At 70.2% G+C, this 17,421-nt stretch carries 13 protein-coding genes; 7 read left to right on the top strand and 6 right to left on the bottom strand.

What is annotated here, in order from left to right; genetic code table 11:
- Position 1: 1 nt before the first annotated feature.
- Positions 2–916, top strand: coding sequence for a glycosyltransferase family 2 protein (locus ABQJ54_RS07355; RefSeq protein ID WP_367853650.1), 915 nt, complete (start codon positions 2–4; stop codon positions 914–916).
- A 7-nt stretch (positions 917–923) separates the two neighbouring features.
- Complete coding sequence (locus ABQJ54_RS07350) at positions 924–1,769, top strand: glycosyltransferase family 2 protein (RefSeq protein WP_367853649.1); 846 nt, start codon at positions 924–926, stop codon at positions 1,767–1,769.
- On the opposite strand, the gene ABQJ54_RS07345 is transcribed toward ABQJ54_RS07350, so the two are convergent.
- From ABQJ54_RS07345 to def, 5 genes are read right to left on the bottom strand one after another with little or no spacing between them, the layout of a single operon-like run.
- Positions 1,766–2,731 carry a glycosyltransferase gene (locus ABQJ54_RS07345; protein WP_367853648.1) on the bottom strand — a complete coding sequence of 322 codons (966 nt, stop codon included), beginning with the start codon at positions 2,729–2,731 and terminating at the stop codon, positions 1,766–1,768. The two genes, ABQJ54_RS07350 and ABQJ54_RS07345, sit on opposite strands and share 4 nt — an antisense overlap.
- On the bottom strand, positions 2,728–4,488 hold the full coding sequence (locus ABQJ54_RS07340) for an ArnT family glycosyltransferase (protein ID WP_367853647.1): 1,761 nt from the start codon (positions 4,486–4,488) through the stop codon (positions 2,728–2,730). The genes ABQJ54_RS07345 and ABQJ54_RS07340 overlap by 4 nt, the downstream gene beginning before the upstream one ends.
- A 33-nt stretch (positions 4,489–4,521) precedes the next feature.
- Complete coding sequence (gene rsmB, locus ABQJ54_RS07335; protein ID WP_367853646.1) at positions 4,522–5,820, bottom strand: 16S rRNA (cytosine(967)-C(5))-methyltransferase RsmB; 1,299 nt, start codon at positions 5,818–5,820, stop codon at positions 4,522–4,524.
- Positions 5,821–5,866: 46 nt separating this feature from the next.
- Positions 5,867–6,808 carry a methionyl-tRNA formyltransferase gene (gene fmt, locus ABQJ54_RS07330; protein ID WP_367853645.1) on the bottom strand — a complete coding sequence of 314 codons (942 nt, stop codon included), beginning with the start codon at positions 6,806–6,808 and terminating at the stop codon, positions 5,867–5,869.
- Positions 6,805–7,314, bottom strand: a complete 510-nt coding sequence (gene def, locus ABQJ54_RS07325; protein ID WP_367853644.1) for a peptide deformylase — start codon at positions 7,312–7,314, stop codon at positions 6,805–6,807. The genes fmt and def overlap by 4 nt, the downstream gene beginning before the upstream one ends.
- Positions 7,315–7,437: 123 nt before the next feature.
- Between def and ABQJ54_RS07320 the strand changes: the two genes are divergently transcribed.
- The 5 genes from ABQJ54_RS07320 (at position 7,438) to ABQJ54_RS07300 (ending at position 14,496) form a co-directional block, all read left to right on the top strand.
- Positions 7,438–8,562: a LysM peptidoglycan-binding domain-containing protein gene (locus tag ABQJ54_RS07320; RefSeq protein ID WP_367853643.1), complete on the top strand. Its 1,125-nt coding sequence runs from the start codon at positions 7,438–7,440 to the stop codon at positions 8,560–8,562.
- Between the two features lie 82 nt (positions 8,563–8,644).
- A complete protein-coding gene (gene dprA, locus ABQJ54_RS07315; protein WP_367853642.1) occupies positions 8,645–9,781 on the top strand; it encodes a DNA-processing protein DprA in 1,137 nt (378 codons plus the stop codon).
- Between the two features lie 135 nt (positions 9,782–9,916).
- Positions 9,917–12,406: a DNA topoisomerase I gene (locus ABQJ54_RS07310; RefSeq protein WP_367853641.1), complete on the top strand. Its 2,490-nt coding sequence runs from the start codon at positions 9,917–9,919 to the stop codon at positions 12,404–12,406.
- A complete protein-coding gene (gene tsaC / locus ABQJ54_RS07305) occupies positions 12,406–12,978 on the top strand; it encodes an L-threonylcarbamoyladenylate synthase type 1 TsaC (RefSeq protein ID WP_367853640.1) in 573 nt (190 codons plus the stop codon). The genes ABQJ54_RS07310 and tsaC overlap by 1 nt, the downstream gene beginning before the upstream one ends.
- A gap of 153 nt (positions 12,979–13,131) precedes the next feature.
- Complete coding sequence (locus ABQJ54_RS07300; protein WP_367853639.1) at positions 13,132–14,496, top strand: AMP-binding protein; 1,365 nt, start codon at positions 13,132–13,134, stop codon at positions 14,494–14,496.
- 33 nt (positions 14,497–14,529) lie between these two features.
- On the opposite strand, the gene ABQJ54_RS07295 is transcribed toward ABQJ54_RS07300, so the two are convergent.
- Positions 14,530–17,097 (bottom strand): putative bifunctional diguanylate cyclase/phosphodiesterase, encoded by a 2,568-nt coding sequence (locus ABQJ54_RS07295; RefSeq protein WP_367853638.1) that lies wholly within the window; start codon positions 17,095–17,097, stop codon positions 14,530–14,532.
- Between the last annotated feature and the right edge of the window lie 324 nt (positions 17,098–17,421).

Here is a 17,421-nt window from a genome sequence, read left to right as displayed (position 1 = left end):
GGTGGACGTCGCGCCCACGTTCTCGGTCGTCGTCACCAACTACAACTACCGCGACTTCGTGGCCGAGGCGGTGGACGGCGCGCTGGCGCAGATCCAAGCACCGCTGGAAGTGATCGTGGTGGACGACGGTTCCACCGACGGCTCGCCCGAGTACCTGCGCGAACGCTACGGCCACGACGCGCGCGTGAAGCTGCTCTGCGGCGCGAACGGCGGCCAGCTCGCCGCCTTCCAGCGCGGCCTCGCCGCGACCACTGGCGAGGTGGTGTGCTTCCTCGATGCCGACGACCGCTGGGGGCCGGACCACCTGCGCCAGCTCGCCGCGCTGTTCGCCGTGCGCAAGGACGTGGACTTCGTGTTTTCCGACGTGCGCCTGGTCGGCAACGAATCCGGCGTGCAGGGCTACGCGAAAGAAGCGATGGACCTCGGCCACACCGTGCTCGGCACCTGGGTCTTCGCGCGCTGGTACGGCGCGCCTACCTCGGCGCTGGCACTGCGCAGGAAGCTCGCCGAACGCGTGCTCGACCTGCCGCCGGAGTTCACCGCCAACTGGCGCATCAGTGCCGACAACTGCCTGGTGTTCGGCGCCAGCATCCTCGGCGCGCGCAAATATTTTTTACCCACCGGCAACGTCGACTACCGCATCCACGGCCGCAACGGCTGGTGGCACGAGCAGGCGCGCATGCGGGAGTTCCCCGCGCAGTTCCGCTCGCGCTGCCTGATCAACTTCTACGCACAGCGCATGCACCTGGATGCGCACGCGCTCGATCTGGCGCGGGCCGAATTCAAGACCCGCGAGCGCCCCGACTGGACCGAGGCGCGCCGCTACGCCGGCATCGCCATGCGCGGGCCCTCGCCGTGGTGGAAGCGCGTCGAGCGTGCGTTGTCCATCCTGCGCCGCGGTCTGCGCGGGCGTTGATCGCAGCATGAAAGTCAGCGTCGTCGCGATCACCTACAACTGGCCGGAGGCGCTGCAGTGCCTGTTGGTCAGCCTCGCCGCGCAGACGCGCCTGCCCGACGAGGTGATCGTGGCCGACGACGGTTCGGGCGAACCTACCCGCGCGCTGGTCGAGCGCATGGCACGCGACTTCCCGGTGCCGCTGCGCCACGTGTGGCAGGAGGACCGCGGCTTCCGCGCCGCGCGCGCGCGCAACCGCGGCATCGCCGCCAGCCGCGGTGACTACGCGATCCTGCTCGACGGCGACATGCTGCTGCATCCGCATTTCGTCGCCGATCACCTGATGCTGGCCGAGCGCGGCCATTTCCTGCAGGGCGGGCGCATCAAGGCCACGCGCGAGGAAACCGCCAAATTGCTGGCGGGTGGCAAGCCGGTGTTCACGCCGTGGTCGCGCGCGGATTTCCACGAATTCGATGGCACCAGGCGCCTCTATGCCTTCCGCCAGCCGCAGCTGGCGCGCTGGAAATCGCGTTCGCGCAACGGCGGCCGCGTGATGAGCTGCAACATGAGCTTCTGGCGCGACGACCTGCTGCGCGTGAACGGCTTTGACGAGCGCATGGAAGGCTACGGTGCGGAGGATCGCGAACTGGCGGCCCGGCTGGAAAACGCCGGCCTGCATCGCCGCGCGCTGAAATGGTCTGCACTGGCCGTGCACCTGTGGCACAGCTCGCGCGCCCAGCCCGACGTGGACGACCTCAGCCTGCCGAACAACCGGCTGTTCCATGCCACCCGCACCGAAGGCATCACGCGCTGCGAGCGGGGCATCGACGGCCATCTCGCCGAGTTCGCGGCACCGGAACGTCCGGACGGCTAAACGGCGTCGAGTGCGGCGCGCAATCGCGCAGGAAACGCGTCGCGCTCGACCTCGTACCAGGACCGGGCAGCCGCACCCAGCATGCCGGCTTCCTCCTCGGGCATCGCCGCGCAGCGCTCGATGGCGCGCGCCATGTCCCCGGCGCGAAAGCCGTACAGCGTGGCCAGGTCCTGCGTGCCGGTGGCCTGTGCCGGCACCAGCACGCCACGTTCGGCGGTCACCAGTTCGTTCATCGGCTCGGCATCCAGCGTCACCGCCACCGCGCCGCAGCTCATCGCCTCGATCAGGTAGTGGCCGAAACCTTCCGTCTGCGAGGGACACAGGTGGAAACGGTGCTCGTTCTGCAGGCGTCGATAGCCTTTGTCGTCGAGGTGCTTGCGGATCAGCCGCACGTTGGCCGGCAGTGCGCCCAGTTCCACCCGCTTGCGCCGCCACGCCACCGTGAGCATGGGCCACTCGGGGTGCGCGGCCCACAGCTGCAGCAGCGCCGTCGTGCCCTTGTTGTTGCTGCGGCCGGGACCGTGGAAGAACGTGTGCCGACGCGGCACCGCAGGATCGAGACGGTCGGGGCTGGTGAAGCCGATGTGGCGCACGGGCTTGCCGAGTGCCGCAAACAGGCGCCCGGCGTGGCGGGTCTTCACCCACACCGTGTCGATGCAATCCAGCGCGGCGCGATCCTGCACGCGGAAGTATTCGGGGTTGGGCACCAGCACGTTGCGCCGGGCGGCGCGGGCGAATTCGGGGCGCACGCGTTCCAGCATCAGGTTCAGCTCGAACGCGGGTACGCGCCAGGCCAGTCGTGCGCGGGTCAGCCATTCGGCGAAGCGACCGCGATGCGGCAGTCCGGTCGCGCGTATCGATGCACCCGCCTCGCCCAGTGCGGCGGCGAGCAGGGCCATGTCGCGACTCAGGCCCGCACCGTTGTCGCGCGCCAGCAGCTGGATGCGCGGTGCCGTCGTCACGGCACCGCGTCCGGGTCGCCGTCCGGTGATTCGTCCACATTGGCGCCGGGCAGGCAGCCGGGCACCAGTGCATCGGCCTTGAACATCCACCAGTCGCGCTGGTTGGTGTGGCCGAGGGGAATCGCCTTGGCGCGATCCACGCAGTCGCCCATCGCCGGTTGCTGCACGAACAGCCAGCGCGTGGCCGGCGCCTGCGCCTGCCACTTCACCGCGCGGGCAAACTGCAAGTGGTAGGGCTGCTTGAAGCCGAAGTCGGCGGCGGGGCGATCCAGCATCAGCAGGTTCTGCTCGGTCCAGGCCACCAGGCCGAGCTGGTCGCCGGGGGCGAGATGGCCGCGCACCTCGGCCATCAGCGCGGACGAGGAGCTGGAGGGATTGAGCAGCGGCACCGCCCAGCAACCCCAGGCCAGCCACAGCGCGGCCATGCCGCCACACACTGCCCACAGGGCGCGGCGCACGCGCAGCGCGGCGACCAGGCCCAGCTGCACCGCGCCCAGCGCCACGCACATCCACCACAGCATGCTGCCATCGTCGGCGAGGTCGCGCTCGGCGGCAAACTGCACCACCTTCGGTGCATGCGAGAGCAGGGCGTAGCCGCCCAGCGCCAGCATCGCCGCGCCCAGCACGGCGATGAACGCGAGGCCGGCCACGCGCAGCCAGCGCTTCGGCAGCAACTCGTCCACGAACGGCGCGCAGGCCAGCGCCAGCATCGGCAGCGCGGGCAGGATGTACACATCGCGCTTGCCTGGCGAGGCGCTGAAGAACAGCAGCACCAGCACCACCCAGCCCAGCGGCAGCAGTACGCGCGCGTCGCGCGCCTGCAGCCGCTGCCACCAGCGCGGCAGGCAGCCGGGGTACAGCAGCGACAGCGGCAGCCAGCTGAACAGCAGGATCGGGATGTAGAACCACCACGCGTGGATGTGGTGCCAGGCGTCGGCGTAGCGCTTGGCGGTCTGCTTGAACAGGATGTCGTGCACGTAGGCCGCGTAGGCCGGGTTGCCGTCGCGCGCCTGCGCGACGAGCAGCATCGGCAGCAGCCACAGCGCGATCGCCGCCAGCGCCGCCGCCAGCCCCAGCAGCCAGCGCCACCATGCGCCGCGGCCCGGCCGCACGATGCCGTCCCAGCCGCGCCACGCCGCCCAGGCGTAGGGAACCAGCATCAGCAGCGCGAGGAAGCCCACGCCCTTGGTGATCACGCCCAGCCCCGCGCAGAAGCAGCCGAGCCAGTACAGCGGCCAGTGCGTCGTGCGCGTCGCGCCGGCATCCGGCGGTGCCAGCAGGTGCCGCAGCAGGCCCCAGTTCGCCGCGGTGATGAAGAACATCACCAGCGGATCGATCTGCGCGCGCTGGCTCTGGTAGACGAACTGGAACGCCAGCAGCAGGCCGCCCGCGGCGTAGAGTCCTGTGCGGCGGTTCCACAGCCGCCGTCCGAGGTCGTAGACCAGCAGCAGGGTGCCCAGCCCCGCCAGCAGCGAGGGCAGCATGAAGGCGAGGCGCCACCAGCGCACCAGCTCGAAGCTGGCTGCCTCGGTCCACATCAGCATCGGCGGCTTGTCCGCGTACAGCTCGCTGCCGCGGTGCGGGAACAGCCAGTCGCCGCTCTCCACCATCTGCTTCGCGGCCAGCGTGAAGCGCGGCTCGTCCGAGGGCCACGGGTCGCGCAGGCCGATACCGGCGCCGAGGATCACCAGCGCGATCAGCAACAGCAGCCAGAAGCGGCGGCGTTCCTCGGGGCTGGCCTTGGAGAAAGCGGACATGGAACCTTCCTGCGCAAGCGCGATGCGAACGGATCAGCGCTTTTCGAGCACCGCATAGTACATGCCGTCGAGATCGCCCTCGCCGGGCAGGATCTGCCAGCCCACGGCGGCGGCCTGCCCCGCAGGCAGCGCGAACGGCACGGCATGCGCATCGGCGTGCGCGGCGAGAAAAGCTGCCACCACCGCCTCGTTCTCCGCGCGCAGCAGCGAGCAGGTGATGTAGACCAGACGTCCGCCCGGCGCCAGCAACGGCCACAGCGCGGCGAGGATGCGCCGCTGCTGCGCCGCCAGCGCGGGGATGTCGTCGGCACGCCGGTGCAGGCGCACGTCCGGGCGGCGCCGCAGCACGCCGGTGGCCGAGCAGGGTGCGTCGACCAGGATGCGGTCGAAGGGTTTGCCGTCCCACCAGGCAGCGGGATCGCCGGCATCACCGCTGCATACTTCCGCCTGCAGGTGCAGGCGGCCGAGGTTCTCGCGGATGCGCGCGATGCGTTTCGGCTCGAATTCCAGCGCGGTCAGCGCCACGTCGGCGCGTTCCAGCAAGTGGCAGGCCTTGCCGCCGGGCGCGGCACAGGCGTCCAGCAGGCGCTGGCCGTCGCGTGCGTCGGCCAGGTCGGCGGCGATCTGCGCCGCGCCGTCCTGCACCGCGAACAGGCCTTCCGCGAAGCCGGGCAGGCGGGTCACGTCGGTGCTGTGCGGCAGCACGATGGCGTCGGCGAGCCATACATGTGCTTCGGCCGACTGTCCGCTCGCACGCAAGTGTTCGATCAGCGCGTCGCGGCCGGTGCGGCGACGGTTCGCGCGCAGCATCAACGGTGGCTCGCGGTTGTCCGCCGCCATCACCGTTTCGGCCTGCGCGGGCCAGTCGCGGGCGATGGCCTCAGCCAGCCAGCGCGGATGCGCGTGACGGGTCTCGGGTTTCGCGTCGAGCGCGGCGAGATGCGTGGCGCGCTCGCGCTGCCAGCGGCGCAGCACTGCGTTGACGAGTCCGGCGAGCTGTGGCCGCTTCAGTGCGCGTACCGCCTCGACCGTGGCCGCCACCGCGGCGTAGTCGGCCAGCTCCAGCACTTCCAGTTGCACGAGGCCCAGTACCAGCAGCGCATGCACCGCAGGTTCCTTCCGGCGCAGCGGGCGATCCAGCAGGCGGTCCAGCGCGGCGTCGAAGCGCGGCCACCAGCGCGCGCCGTCGCTGACGAGGGCCATCAGCAGGGCGCGGTCGCGGGGGTCCGGAATCCTGGGCGCGTGGCGTTCCATCGCTTCACGCAGCGAGGCGCCGTGCATCGCGACCTGCGCCAACGCCTGCGCGGCCAGCGCGCGCACGTCGGCGCTCATGCCTTTCCACTTCCTCTCCCCTTTGGGGTAGGCGGGGAGGCGCGAATCATGGGCGGGCCTCGCGCAGCTCGGGCCGCGCATTGAGGTAATCGGCGGCGCCGATGCGCTTGCCGCCCGCGCGTTGCACGGCCGTGATGCGCAGCGCCCCCTCGCCACAGGCGATGTCGATGCCCTCGCGTCCGGCACCGAGCACGCTGCCCGGCGCTGCGTCGTGCGTAAGCGCGCGCGCGCGGGCGGCCCAGATGCGCAGCGCTTCGCCGGCGATCTGGGCATCGCTGCCGGGCCAGGGATCGAAGGCGCGCACCTGGCGTTCCAGTTCGATGGCGGGGCGGGTGAAGTCGAGCCGGGCCTCGGCCTTGTCCAGCTTGTGCGCGTAGGTGACGCCTGCGGCGGCTTGCGGCGTGGCGGCCAGCGTCTCGCCGGCCAGCACGCGCGCAAGGCCTTCGGCCAGCGCCTCGGCGCCCAGCGCGGCAAGGCGGTCGTGCAGGCTGCCGCCGGTGTCCTCGCGGGTGATCGCGGTGCGTTTCTCAAGCAGCACCGGGCCGGTATCCAGGCCGGCTTCCATCTGCATCAGGTCGACGCCGGTCCCGGTGTCGCCGGCGAGGATGGCGCGCTGGATCGGCGCGGCACCGCGCCAGCGCGGCAGCAGGCTGGCGTGCACGTTCCAGCAGCCCAGGCGGGGGATCGCCAGCACCTTGCGTGGCAGGATCAGGCCGTAGGCCACCACCACCATCAGGTCGGGCCGCCAGACGGCCAGCGTGGCCTGCGCCTCGGCGGTCTTGAGCGTTTCCGGCTGTTCGACGGCGATGCCGGCGGCCAGCGCGGCCTGCTTCACCGGGCTGGGGGCGAGCTTGCGCCCGCGGCCGGCGGGGCGGTCGGGCTGGGTGTAGACGGCCACCACTTCGGCGCCGCTGGCGCGGCAGGCTTCGAGGCAGGGAACGGCGAAGTCGGGGGTGCCCGCGAAGACCAGCCGCAGCGGAGCGCTCAAGCGCTGGCCGCCTGCTTGCGCTGCTTCTCCAGGCGCTTGAGCAGCAGCGAGCGCTTCAGCGGCGAGAGGTGGTCCACGAACACCTTGCCGGCGAGGTGATCCATCTCGTGCTGCACGGCCACGGCCAGCGGGCCCTCGGCCTCGTAGATGAATTCCTTGCCGTCCAGGTCACGGGCTTTCACCTTCACCTTCAGCGCGCGGGTGACGTCGGCATAGACGCCGGGGAAAGACAGGCAGCCCTCCTGGTAAACCTGGGCGCCGTCCTTCTCCACGATCTCGGCGTTGATCAGCGCCAGCGGCTGGTTGCGCTCATCGCTCATGTCGATCACCAGTACCTGCTGGTGCACGTTGACCTGGGTGGCGGCCAGACCCACGCCGTTGGCGGCGTACATGGTCTCGAACAGGTCGGCGACGAACTGCTTCAGCCGGGCGTCGAACACGGTGACCGGCGCGGCCCGGGTGCGCAGGCGGGGATCGGGGAATTCGAGGATGGCGAGCATGGACATGGCCGCCATTGTAGTACGCCGCCTGATGCGACGGCCGCCGTGGATTCTGCGAACCGGTGCCGATTGCACCGCTTAATGCTTCGGTTACACTCGCCTTCACCGCGGGGAGGGGGATTCCCACCAATGCTCAAGAAAGCCTTCACGGTGCTGGCTGGCACCATGGTTGCCGCAGCGGTGTGTGCCGCTGGCGCGGCGCAACTGCGCAGCAACCACCCCGATTCGTACACGGTGCGCCGCGGCGACACGCTGTGGGGAATCTCGGCGAAATTCCTGGTCAAGCCGTGGCTGTGGCCGGAGATCTGGCAGGCCAACCCGCAGGTGCGCAACCCGCACCTGATCTATCCGGGCGACGTGCTCAACCTGTCCTTCATCAACGGCCCGACCCTGCGGCTGGAACCCGGCGTGCATCAAGAGGGCGAGGCGGTGCCGGCGATTCCGCTGGATGCGCTGAAGACCTTCCTGAAGGATCTGCGCGTGATGGATTCCAGCGTGGTCAGCAAGGCCCCCTACGTGGTGGGCATGGAAGAAGACCGGCTGGATGGTGCTGCGGGCCAGAACATCTACGTGCGCGGCCTCGACAGCCAGCCCGGCCAGCGCTGGGCGATCGTGCGGCCCGAGCACGTGTTCCGCGGTTTCAAGGACGGCTCCGGCGGCACCGCGATCTACGGCGACGAGCTGTATGCCAATGCGGCGATGGTGAGGTCGCCGTGGGAAGAGGACTTCGACAACGGCTCCGGCCACTTCCTCCGCGGCCGCGACATGGGCCTCGAGGTGAAGGTGATCGGCACCGCCGAAATGCTGCGTGCGGGCGACCCGTCCACCCTGCTGGTGCTGGATTCCACCTCGGAAATCCACAAGGGCGACCGCCTCATGCCGGTGGATGACCATCCCTACGACCCGTACTTCTATCCGCATGCGCCGCAGAACCTGCCCAAGGACGGCCGCGTGATCGCGTTCACCGGCGCGATGGACGCCGTCGGCCCGCACCAGGTGGTGGCGTTGTCGGTGGGTGCGAAGGAAGGCGTGGACAATGGCACCACCTTCTCGATCTGGCAGCCTGGCGACACCATCCACGACGACGTGGCCGGCAGCAGCTGGCGCCGCGGCGTGGGCCCGCATGTGACCCTGCCGTCCGAGTACATCGGCCACGTGATGGTGTTCCGCACTTTCGACCACGTCAGCTACGGCCTGGTGATGGACGGCCTGCGCCCGGTGAAGAAGGGCGACCAGTTGCAGATGCCCGAGTAAGCCGTCGCGCACGGCATGTACCCACACGACGGCGCGGCGATCCCGCGCCGTCGTCGCGCGTGGCGGCCGCTAGACTCGCCGCATGAGCGAAGCCGACGAACTGCGCGCCTGGCTGATCGCCCTGCGCATCCCGGGCCTCGGGCCAGGCGGGCTGCGCGAGGCGCTGGCTGCGGGCGATGGCCGCATCGGCGCCGCGCTGGGGCGGCTGCGCCGGCCGGCCGCCACGCTGGACGAGGGCGCTGCCGCGTGGCTGGATGCGCCCGACGAGGCGTGCCTCGCGGCCGACCTTGCCTGGCTGGCCGAGCCCGGTCATTGCTTGCTGCGCTGCACCGAGGCGGACTTCCCGCCGCTGCTGGAGACCATCCCGCAACCACCCGCCGCACTGTTCGTGGCCGGTGACGCGAGTCTGCTGCTGCATCCGCAAGTGGCCATTGTGGGTGCCCGCAATGCCAGCCCCGCCGGGCTGGACCATGCGCGTAGCTTCGCCCGCGCGCTGGCGCTGGCCGGCTTCACGGTCACCAGCGGCATGGCCGACGGTATCGACGGCGCCGCCCACGAGGCTGCACTGGACGCGGGCGCCGCCACCGTCGCGGTGGTCGGCACCGGGCCGGACCGGGTCTATCCGCGCAAGCACCACGCGTTGGCAGGGCGTATCGCGGCACAGGGTGCGCTGGTCAGCGAGTTTCCACCCGGCACCACGGCGCGCGCCGATCACTTTCCGCGCCGCAACCGCATCATCTCGGGTCTGTCGCTGGGCACCGTGGTGGTGGAGGCGGGGTTGCAGTCCGGTTCGCTGATCACCGCGCGGCTGGCCGGCGAGCAGGGCCGCGAGGTGTTCGCGCTGCCCGGCTCCATCGCCAACCCGCTGGCGCGCGGCTGCCACAGGCTGATCCGCGACGGCGCCCGGCTGGTGGAGGAGCCGGCCGAAGTGGCCGAGGCACTGGCTCCGTCGGCGCGGGCGCTGGGCGCGGAACTGGCCGGGCGGCTGGCTCGGCCGGACGCCCCGGTCCAAGCCCCGGCCCGCGCCCGTGGCTGGCGCGACGACCCGGACTACCGCCGCCTGCTGGATGCGCTGGGCCATGATCCGGCCAGTCTGGACGAGCTGGTGCAACGCAGCGGGCTGGCCGCGGCGGCACTGTCCTCGATGTTGCTGATGCTGGAGCTGGAAGACCGGGTGGCAACCCTGCCCGGCAACCGCTACCAGCGTCTGCCTGGGTAAGCCGCAGCCGGAAACCCGCGCCATGGCGCGCTTTCACGCCATCCGGCTTGACAGCCGTCGCGCCGTCTGGCCTCACTAGTATATAGGCATGCCGCACTGCGGCATGGAATTGCCACGCCCACCTGCAAGAGATTCATGGCCAAGAACCTGCTTATCGTCGAGTCGCCCGCTAAGGCCAAGACGATCAATAAATACCTCGGCAAGGACTTCCAGGTCCTCGCCTCCTACGGCCATGTGCGCGACTTGAAGCCGAAGGAGGGCGCGGTCGATCCGGACCACGGCTTCGCCATGAAGTACGAGGTGATCGAGCGCAACGAGAAGCACGTCGATGCGATCGCCAAGGCCGCCAAGCTCGCCGACGACATCTATCTCGCCACCGACTTGGATCGCGAAGGCGAGGCGATCAGCTGGCACATCAGCGAGATCCTCAAGGACCGCGGCCTGACCAAGGGCAAGCAGCTGCACCGCGTGGTGTTCTCCGAGATCACGCCGAAGGCGATCAAGGCTGCCGTGGCCGCGCCGCGCGAACTGTCGCTGGACATGGTGGATGCGCAGCAGGCGCGCCGCGCGCTGGACTACCTGGTGGGCTTCAACCTGTCGCCGGTGCTGTGGCGCAAGGTGCAGCGCGGCCTTTCCGCCGGCCGCGTGCAGTCGCCCGCGCTGCGCATGATCGTGGAGCGCGAGGAGGAGATCGAGGCGTTCAAGGCGCGCGAATACTGGACGGTGGAGGCGCAGCTGCGCCACGCCGACGGCGAGTTCAGCGCCAGGCTCACCAGGCTCCACGGCAAGAAGTTCGAGCAATTCGACCTCACCAACGAGGCCGATGCGCTGGCCGCGCGCGCCGCGCTGAAGGAGGCCGCGCACGGCCGCCTCACCGTGAGCGAAGTGGGCAGCAAGGAGCGCAAGCGTCGCCCCGCCCCGCCGTTCACCACCTCCACCCTGCAGCAGGAAGCCGCGCGCAAGCTCGGCTTCACCACCAGCCGCACGATGAAGGTGGCGCAGGGCCTGTACGAAGGTGTTTCGCTGGGCAGCGAAGGCAACGTCGGCCTGATCAGCTACATGCGTACCGACTCGGTGGCGCTGGCCGACGACGCGCTGGCCGAGCTGCGCGCGCTGATCGCGCGCGACTACGGTCACAAGGCGCTGCCCGACGGGCCGCAGTTCTACAAGGCCAAGTCCAAGAACGCGCAGGAGGCACACGAGGCGATCCGTCCCACCTCCGCCATGCGCACGCCGCGCGAGGTGGCCGCCTACCTCAACGACGAACAGCGCAAGCTGTACGAGCTGATCTGGAAGCGCACCGTCGCCTGCCAGATGATCCACGCCACGCTGAACACCGTCTCGGTGGACTTCGACCTGCCGCACGCCGCGGGCGGCCCCGCCGCGTTCCGCGCCACCGGCACCACCGTGGTCGACCCCGGCTTCCTCGCCGTGTACGAGGAGGGCCGCGACCAGAAGAACGCGGACGACGACGACGAAGGCCGCCGCCTGCCACGGCTGGAGAAGGGCGAGCAGGTGCCGTTGCACGACATCGCCGCCGACCAGCACTTCACCGAGCCGCCGCCGCGCTACTCGGAAGCCTCGCTGGTGAAGGCGCTGGAGGAATACGGCATTGGCCGTCCCTCCACCTACGCCAGCATCATCCAAGTGCTCTTGAACCGCGAATACGTGCTGCTCGACAGCCGCCGCTTCAAACCCACCGACATCGGCCGCGCGGTGGGCAAGTTCCTCACCCAGCACTTCACCCGCTACGTGGACTACGACTTCACCGCCAAGCTCGAGGACGAACTCGACGCGGTGAGCCGCGGCGAGGAAGCCTGGGTGCCGCTGATGCAGCGTTTCTGGCAGCCGTTCAAGCAGCAGGTGGAAGAGAAGACCGAATCGGTGGACCGCAGCGAGGCCACCGGCGCACGCGAACTCGGCAGCGACCCCAAGAGCGGCAAGCCGGTGTTCGTGCGCCTTGGCCGCTTCGGGCCGTATGCCGCGATCGGCGACAAGGACAGCGATGAGAAGCTGCAGTTCGCTTCGCTGCGCCCCGGCCAGAGCATGCACACCATCACCCTGGACGAGGCGCTGGAACTGTTCAAGCTGCCACGCCAGCTGGGCCAGGCGCCGAACGGCGACGAGGTCAGCGTGGGCATCGGCCGCTTCGGTCCGTTCGTGAAGCAGGGCAGTACCTACGCCTCGCTCAAGCCCGAGGACGACCCCTACACCATCGAGCTGCCGCGCGCGCTGCAGCTGGTGGAAGACAAACTGACGATGCTCGCCAACCGCGTGATCGCGGACTTCGGCAACGGCGTGCAGGTGCTCAACGGCCGTTACGGCCCCTACATCACCGACGGCGAGAAGAACGCGCGCATCCCCAAGGACCAGGAGCCGAAGGAACTTACCGAGGCGCAGTGCCTGGAGCTGCTTGCCGCCGCGCCGGTGAAGAAGGGCGGCCGCTTCGGCCGCAAGACCGCCGCCGCGAAGAAGACTGCGGAGAAGAAGGCGCCGGCAACGAAGAAGGCGGCCGCCAAGAAGGCACCGGCGAAGAAAACCGCGAGCAAGAAGACGGCCACGGAGAAGACGGCGGCGAAAAAGGCCGCGACCAGGAAGGCCGCCGCGAAGAAGACGCCCGCCTGATGCTGCAGACCTTCACCCTCGACCGGCTGGATGCCGCCGCGGGACTGCTGCATGCAGGCGGCGTGCTCGCCTATCCCACCGAGGCGGTCTACGGCCTGGGCTGCGACCCGCACGACCGCGCGGCCTTCGGGAAGATCTTCGCGCTCAAGCAGCGTCCGGCCACCCAGGGCGTGCTGCTGATCGCCGCCGACTTCGCCCAGCTCGAGCGCTACATCGACTTCGCGAACGTGCCCGACGCGGTGCTGGCCCAGGTGCGCGCCAGCTGGCCCGGCCCGCACACCTGGATCTTCCCGCGCAGCCCCGCCGTACCCGACTGGGTGGCCGGCGCGCATGCGGGCATCGCGTTGCGCGTCACCGCCCACGAACCCGCTGCCGCGCTGTGTCGCGCATTCGGCGGCGCGCTGGTTTCCACCAGCGCGAACCCGCACGGCGAATCGCCCGCGCGCAGCGCGGCCACCGTGGCGGATTATTTCGGCGATGCGCTGGACGGCCTGCTGGACGCCCCGCTGGGCGCACAGGATCGCCCCACCACGATTCGCGACGCGCTGAGCGGCGCTATCATCCGGGCCTGAGCCGGCGGTGAACCGCGCCGCTGGCGGCTTGGCTGCGATTCAGCGGCGGCCATGAGCATGGGGAGCCAGCAGCACCCACAGGCGCCGGCCCGCAGGGTCGGCAGGACAGACAGCGGCCGCCACGGAGGCGGCGAAACAGGAGCGGCAACCCCGGTGGCCATCGTCCAGGACAGTTTCCAGCACGAGCAGGCCGAGCAGCTGCTGCCCCTGCTCGCCGCGCGTGACCCGCAGCGCACCGTGGCCTGGCGCCACGGCGCGGCGGTGAGCGCGGCGCAGTTCCTCGCCCATGTCGAGCAGGTTGCCGTGCTGCTGCCCGATGCGCCTGCCGCGGTGAACCTGTGCGAAGACCGCTACGCCTTCCTGGTCGCGTTCTGCGCCATCGCGCGGCGCGGACAGGCCAACCTGCTGCCGCCCTCGCGTGCGCCGCAGGCGGTGGAGGAGGTGATGGCCGCGCACCCGGGCAGTTACGCACTGGGCGAGCAGGCGCTGTCGCCTGCGCCGCACGGCTATCGCAAGCTGCCTGCGCTGGACCCCGGCCCCGATGCCGTGCCCACGGCGGCGCCGGTGATTCCCGCCGGACAGCCGGTTGCGATCGGTTATACCTCCGGCTCCACCGGCACGCCGCGCGCCAACGCCAAGAGCTGGCGCAGCCTGTGTGCCAGCAGCGCCGGCACGCTGGCGATGCTGGGCGCCGTGGCCGGCGGACGTTTCCATGTGGTGGCCACCGTGCCGCCGCAGCACATCTACGGCATCGAGATGAGCGTGCTGCTGCCGCTCCTGGGCGAGGTCGGCGTGCACGCGGGGCGGCCGTTCTTCCCTGCCGACGTGGCCGCCGCACTGGCCGAGGTGCCCGCGCCGCGTGTGCTGGTGACCACGCCGGTGCACCTGCGTGCGCTGGTGGCCGCCGGCACCGCGTTGCCGCCGCTGGCAGCGATGCTGTCCGCCACCGCGCCGCTGCCGCTGGAGCTGGCACAGGCTGCCGAGCAGGCGTTCGGTGCGCCGCTGCTGGAGGTGTTCGGTTCCACCGAAACCTGCGCCTTCGCCAGTCGTCGCGTCACTGCCGATGGGGACTGGACGCTGTACGAGGACGTGCACCTGCATCCGCAGCCCGACGGCACCCTGATCGAGGCGCCCCAGCTCGACGCACCGGTGGTGCTGGCCGACATCGTGAGCCTGCACGACGGGGGCCGCCGTTTCCGCCTGTGCGGCCGCAATACCGACCTGCTGGAAATCGCCGGCAAGCGTGCCTCGCTGGGCGACCTCACCCGGCGCCTGCTGGCGATTCCGGGCGTGGAGGACGGCGTGGTGTTCCAGCTCGATGGGACGGATGCCGCCGGCGTGCGCCGCATCGCCGCGCTGGCGGTGGCGCCCACGCTGGACGAGGCGACTATCCTCGACGCGTTGCGCCGCTCCGTCGATCCGGTGTTCCTGCCGCGCCCGCTGCGCCGCGTGCCTGCGCTGCCGCGCAACGAGACCGGCAAGCTGCCCCGTGCGGCGCTGCTGGCGCTGTTGGGCTGACAAGTCCCGCTTCAGGCCAGGGCAGGCACCGCGTCACACCTTCAGCGCCGGATGATCCGCCCGGGGTTTGTCCAGGTGGTAACCCTGCACCATGTCCACGCCGAACTCCTTCAGCAGCAGCAGGGTTTCCTCGTCCTCCACGAACTCGGCCACGGTGCGCTGGCCCATGCCGCGGGCCACCTCGATGATGGAGCGCACGAACACCTGGTTGTCGCGCTCGCGCGGCAGGTTGCGGATGAACAGGCCGTCGATCTTGAGCACGTCGACCTTGAGGCGCTTGAGATAGGCGAACGAGGCGAAGCCGCTGCCGAAGTCGTCCAGGCACAGGGTGCAGCCGGCGTGCCGCAGCGCGTCGATGAAGCGCTCGGCATCGCGCAGGTCGGAAATCGCAGCCGTCTCGGTCAGCTCCACCAGCAGCCGTTGCGGCGCCACGCCGTGCCCGGCCAGCTGGCTGGTGATGAAGCCGGGCAGGTCGGGATCGTCGAACGAGCGTCCCGAGATGTTGATGGCCAGGGCCGGCAGCCGGGGGTGTGTGGCCAGCAACGCGATGCTTTCGCGCACCATCCAGCGATCGATGTCGAGGATCTTGCCGCTTTTCTCCGCGTGGCCGATGAACTGGTCCGGCAGGATGCACTGCGTGGGATCGGTCTCGTCCAGCATGCGCACCAGGGCTTCCAGGTGCGTCATCTCGCCGTTGCTGGTGCGGTACACGCCCTGGAAATGCAGGCGCAGCAGGTTGCGTTCGAGGGCGTGCTCGATGCGCTCGTTCCAGGCCAGGCGCGCAGCCATGGCCTGCACGGCGTCGCGGTCCGACCGGTAGACGTTCCAGCGGTTCTTGCCGAGGCGCTTTGCCTGGTACATGGCCATGTCGGCGTGCGACACGAGTTCTTCGGCGCCCTGGCCGTGGTCGGGGTAGTGCGCTATACCCAGGCTCGCGGTCAGCCGCAGGGGCTGCCCTTCGATTTCCAGCGCCATCCGTCCCACGGTGCGCACGATGCGTTCCGCGAGCGCCAGGGCGCCGTCCAGCGTGGTGTGGGGCATGAACACGGCGAACTCGTCGCCGCCCAGCCGGCACAGGCTGTCCGTCTCGCGCACCAGTGCCCTGGTTTCGCCCGCCACGCGCAACAGCATCGCATCACCCGCGAAGTGGCCGAAGGTGTCGTTGACGTATTTGAACTCGTCCAGATCGAAGAGCAGCACGGCGCCCTGCAGGCCGGCGTGCGCACCGCCCCGGAAGAAGTGCGCCAGCTCGGCCTCGAAGTAATGCCGGTTGTGCAGGCCGGTCAGCGCGTCGCACTCGGCCAGGGTGGTGAGCCGCTCGCGCTGCTGCACCAGCTCGGCCACCATGGCGTCGAAGGCGTTTGCCAGCCGCCCCAGTTCGTCGGGGCTGCCCAGCGCGATGGGCTGGGGTATGCGTCCCCGGCCCAGCTCATCCACGGCATGGGTCAGGCGCAGCAGGGGGCGGGTCACCAGCGCATGGACGCGGCGGCGCAGCAGCCAGAGGCCGGGTGCCAGGATCAGCAGGCCGATGGCGCACATCGTCAGCCAGCCCAGCATGACCCACTGGTCCACGCGTTTCTGCGGAAGCACATCCACCTGGAACCAGCCCGGCCCGCGAATGCGCGACCAGGCCACCCACTCGCGGCCGTCGGGCGTGCGGCCCGTGCCGGTGCTGGTGCGGGTCGCCAGCACCAGGCGCAGCGCCTGGTCGAGTGGGGGATCTTTCAGCGCGGCGATCTGCAGTTGGCCCTGTGCGGCGGCGATGCGCTCGCGTAGCTTCGGATGGGCGATCAGGTCGCCCTGGCCGTCCATGATGAGCTGCTGTACGGCCGCGTGGGGACGGACGGCGGCTACGGAGTCGATCAGCGTCTGTATCGCCACGTCGTGCCCCAGCGTGCCCACCCAGTGGCCGTGCCAGTCCAGCGGCGCGATGACGGACACCATCCAGGTGTGGGCCTGGTGATCCAGGTACACCGGCGTCCAGAACACCTGGCGCCCGGGATTGCGGCGCGGGTCGGAGCCCAGCATGGTGGGATAGCCGGCGTTGCTGGCCTGCGCGTCGGCGTTGCCACCCCAGTTGATGCCGCGGGCATACACCATCAGCCCGTTTTCCACGAAGTCCATGTAGGCCGAAAAAAACGGTGGCACCAGCGCCGGGCCTTGCTCGCGCAGCAGTTCGTAGCTGACGACGGCACGCAGGCGCACCGAGTCGGAGAGGCCATGCGGTCCATCGTGCAGGTACAGCGTGGGGGCGTTCTCGGTGTCCAGCAGTTCGGGGCGCACGCGCCACAGCCCGTCCGGGCTGCGCACGAACAGACTGTCGAAGCGCGTGGCCGTGTCGGGCGGGGCCTGGTCCAGCCGCTGCACCAGCGTCTGGCGCAGGCGGCGCACGCTGGCATCGGCCTGCACGAACAGGCTCTCGTTGGTTTGCGCCTTGAGCTGCACCCACTGCTGGATGGCCAGCGGCACCACGCGATCCGCCGCCAGCCGCAGGGCGGCATAGCCCAGCACCGACAGCAACAGCAGCAGCGCCAGGAACAGTCCCCAGAGGGTGAGGGATAGTCGGTGGATCAGCGAGGTGCTGGGCGAGGCAGGCGGCAAGGAATCACCCTCTGTTTTCAATCAGGAGACATGGCTTGCACGGTCGATGGCCCACCATCGTTCGGAAGTGCCTCTTTCTGGCGAACATGGCCGGACGACTTGCGGACTCTACCGCAGGGTTGTGGCTTCGTCCCGGGGTCCGGGATCTTCCCCGGTCGGCCATCCGTGCGGCCGGTCGTGGAATGGCCTTGCGGGCCGCCTTCGAGGCCACGTGCCCCGGCCTGATCGGCCTGCGCGGGCTTGGCTCCCTAGGCCGGCCATCGTTTGCGACGCCGATGGCGTGTTGAATTGCCACCGTCGGAAGCCTCTCGATTCCGCCTCCAC

The organism is Rhodanobacter lycopersici, from assembly GCF_040812335.1.
Classification (GTDB): Bacteria; Pseudomonadota; Gammaproteobacteria; order Xanthomonadales; family Rhodanobacteraceae; genus Rhodanobacter_A; species Rhodanobacter_A lycopersici.
This window is presented reverse-complemented; position numbering and strand designations above follow the sequence as displayed.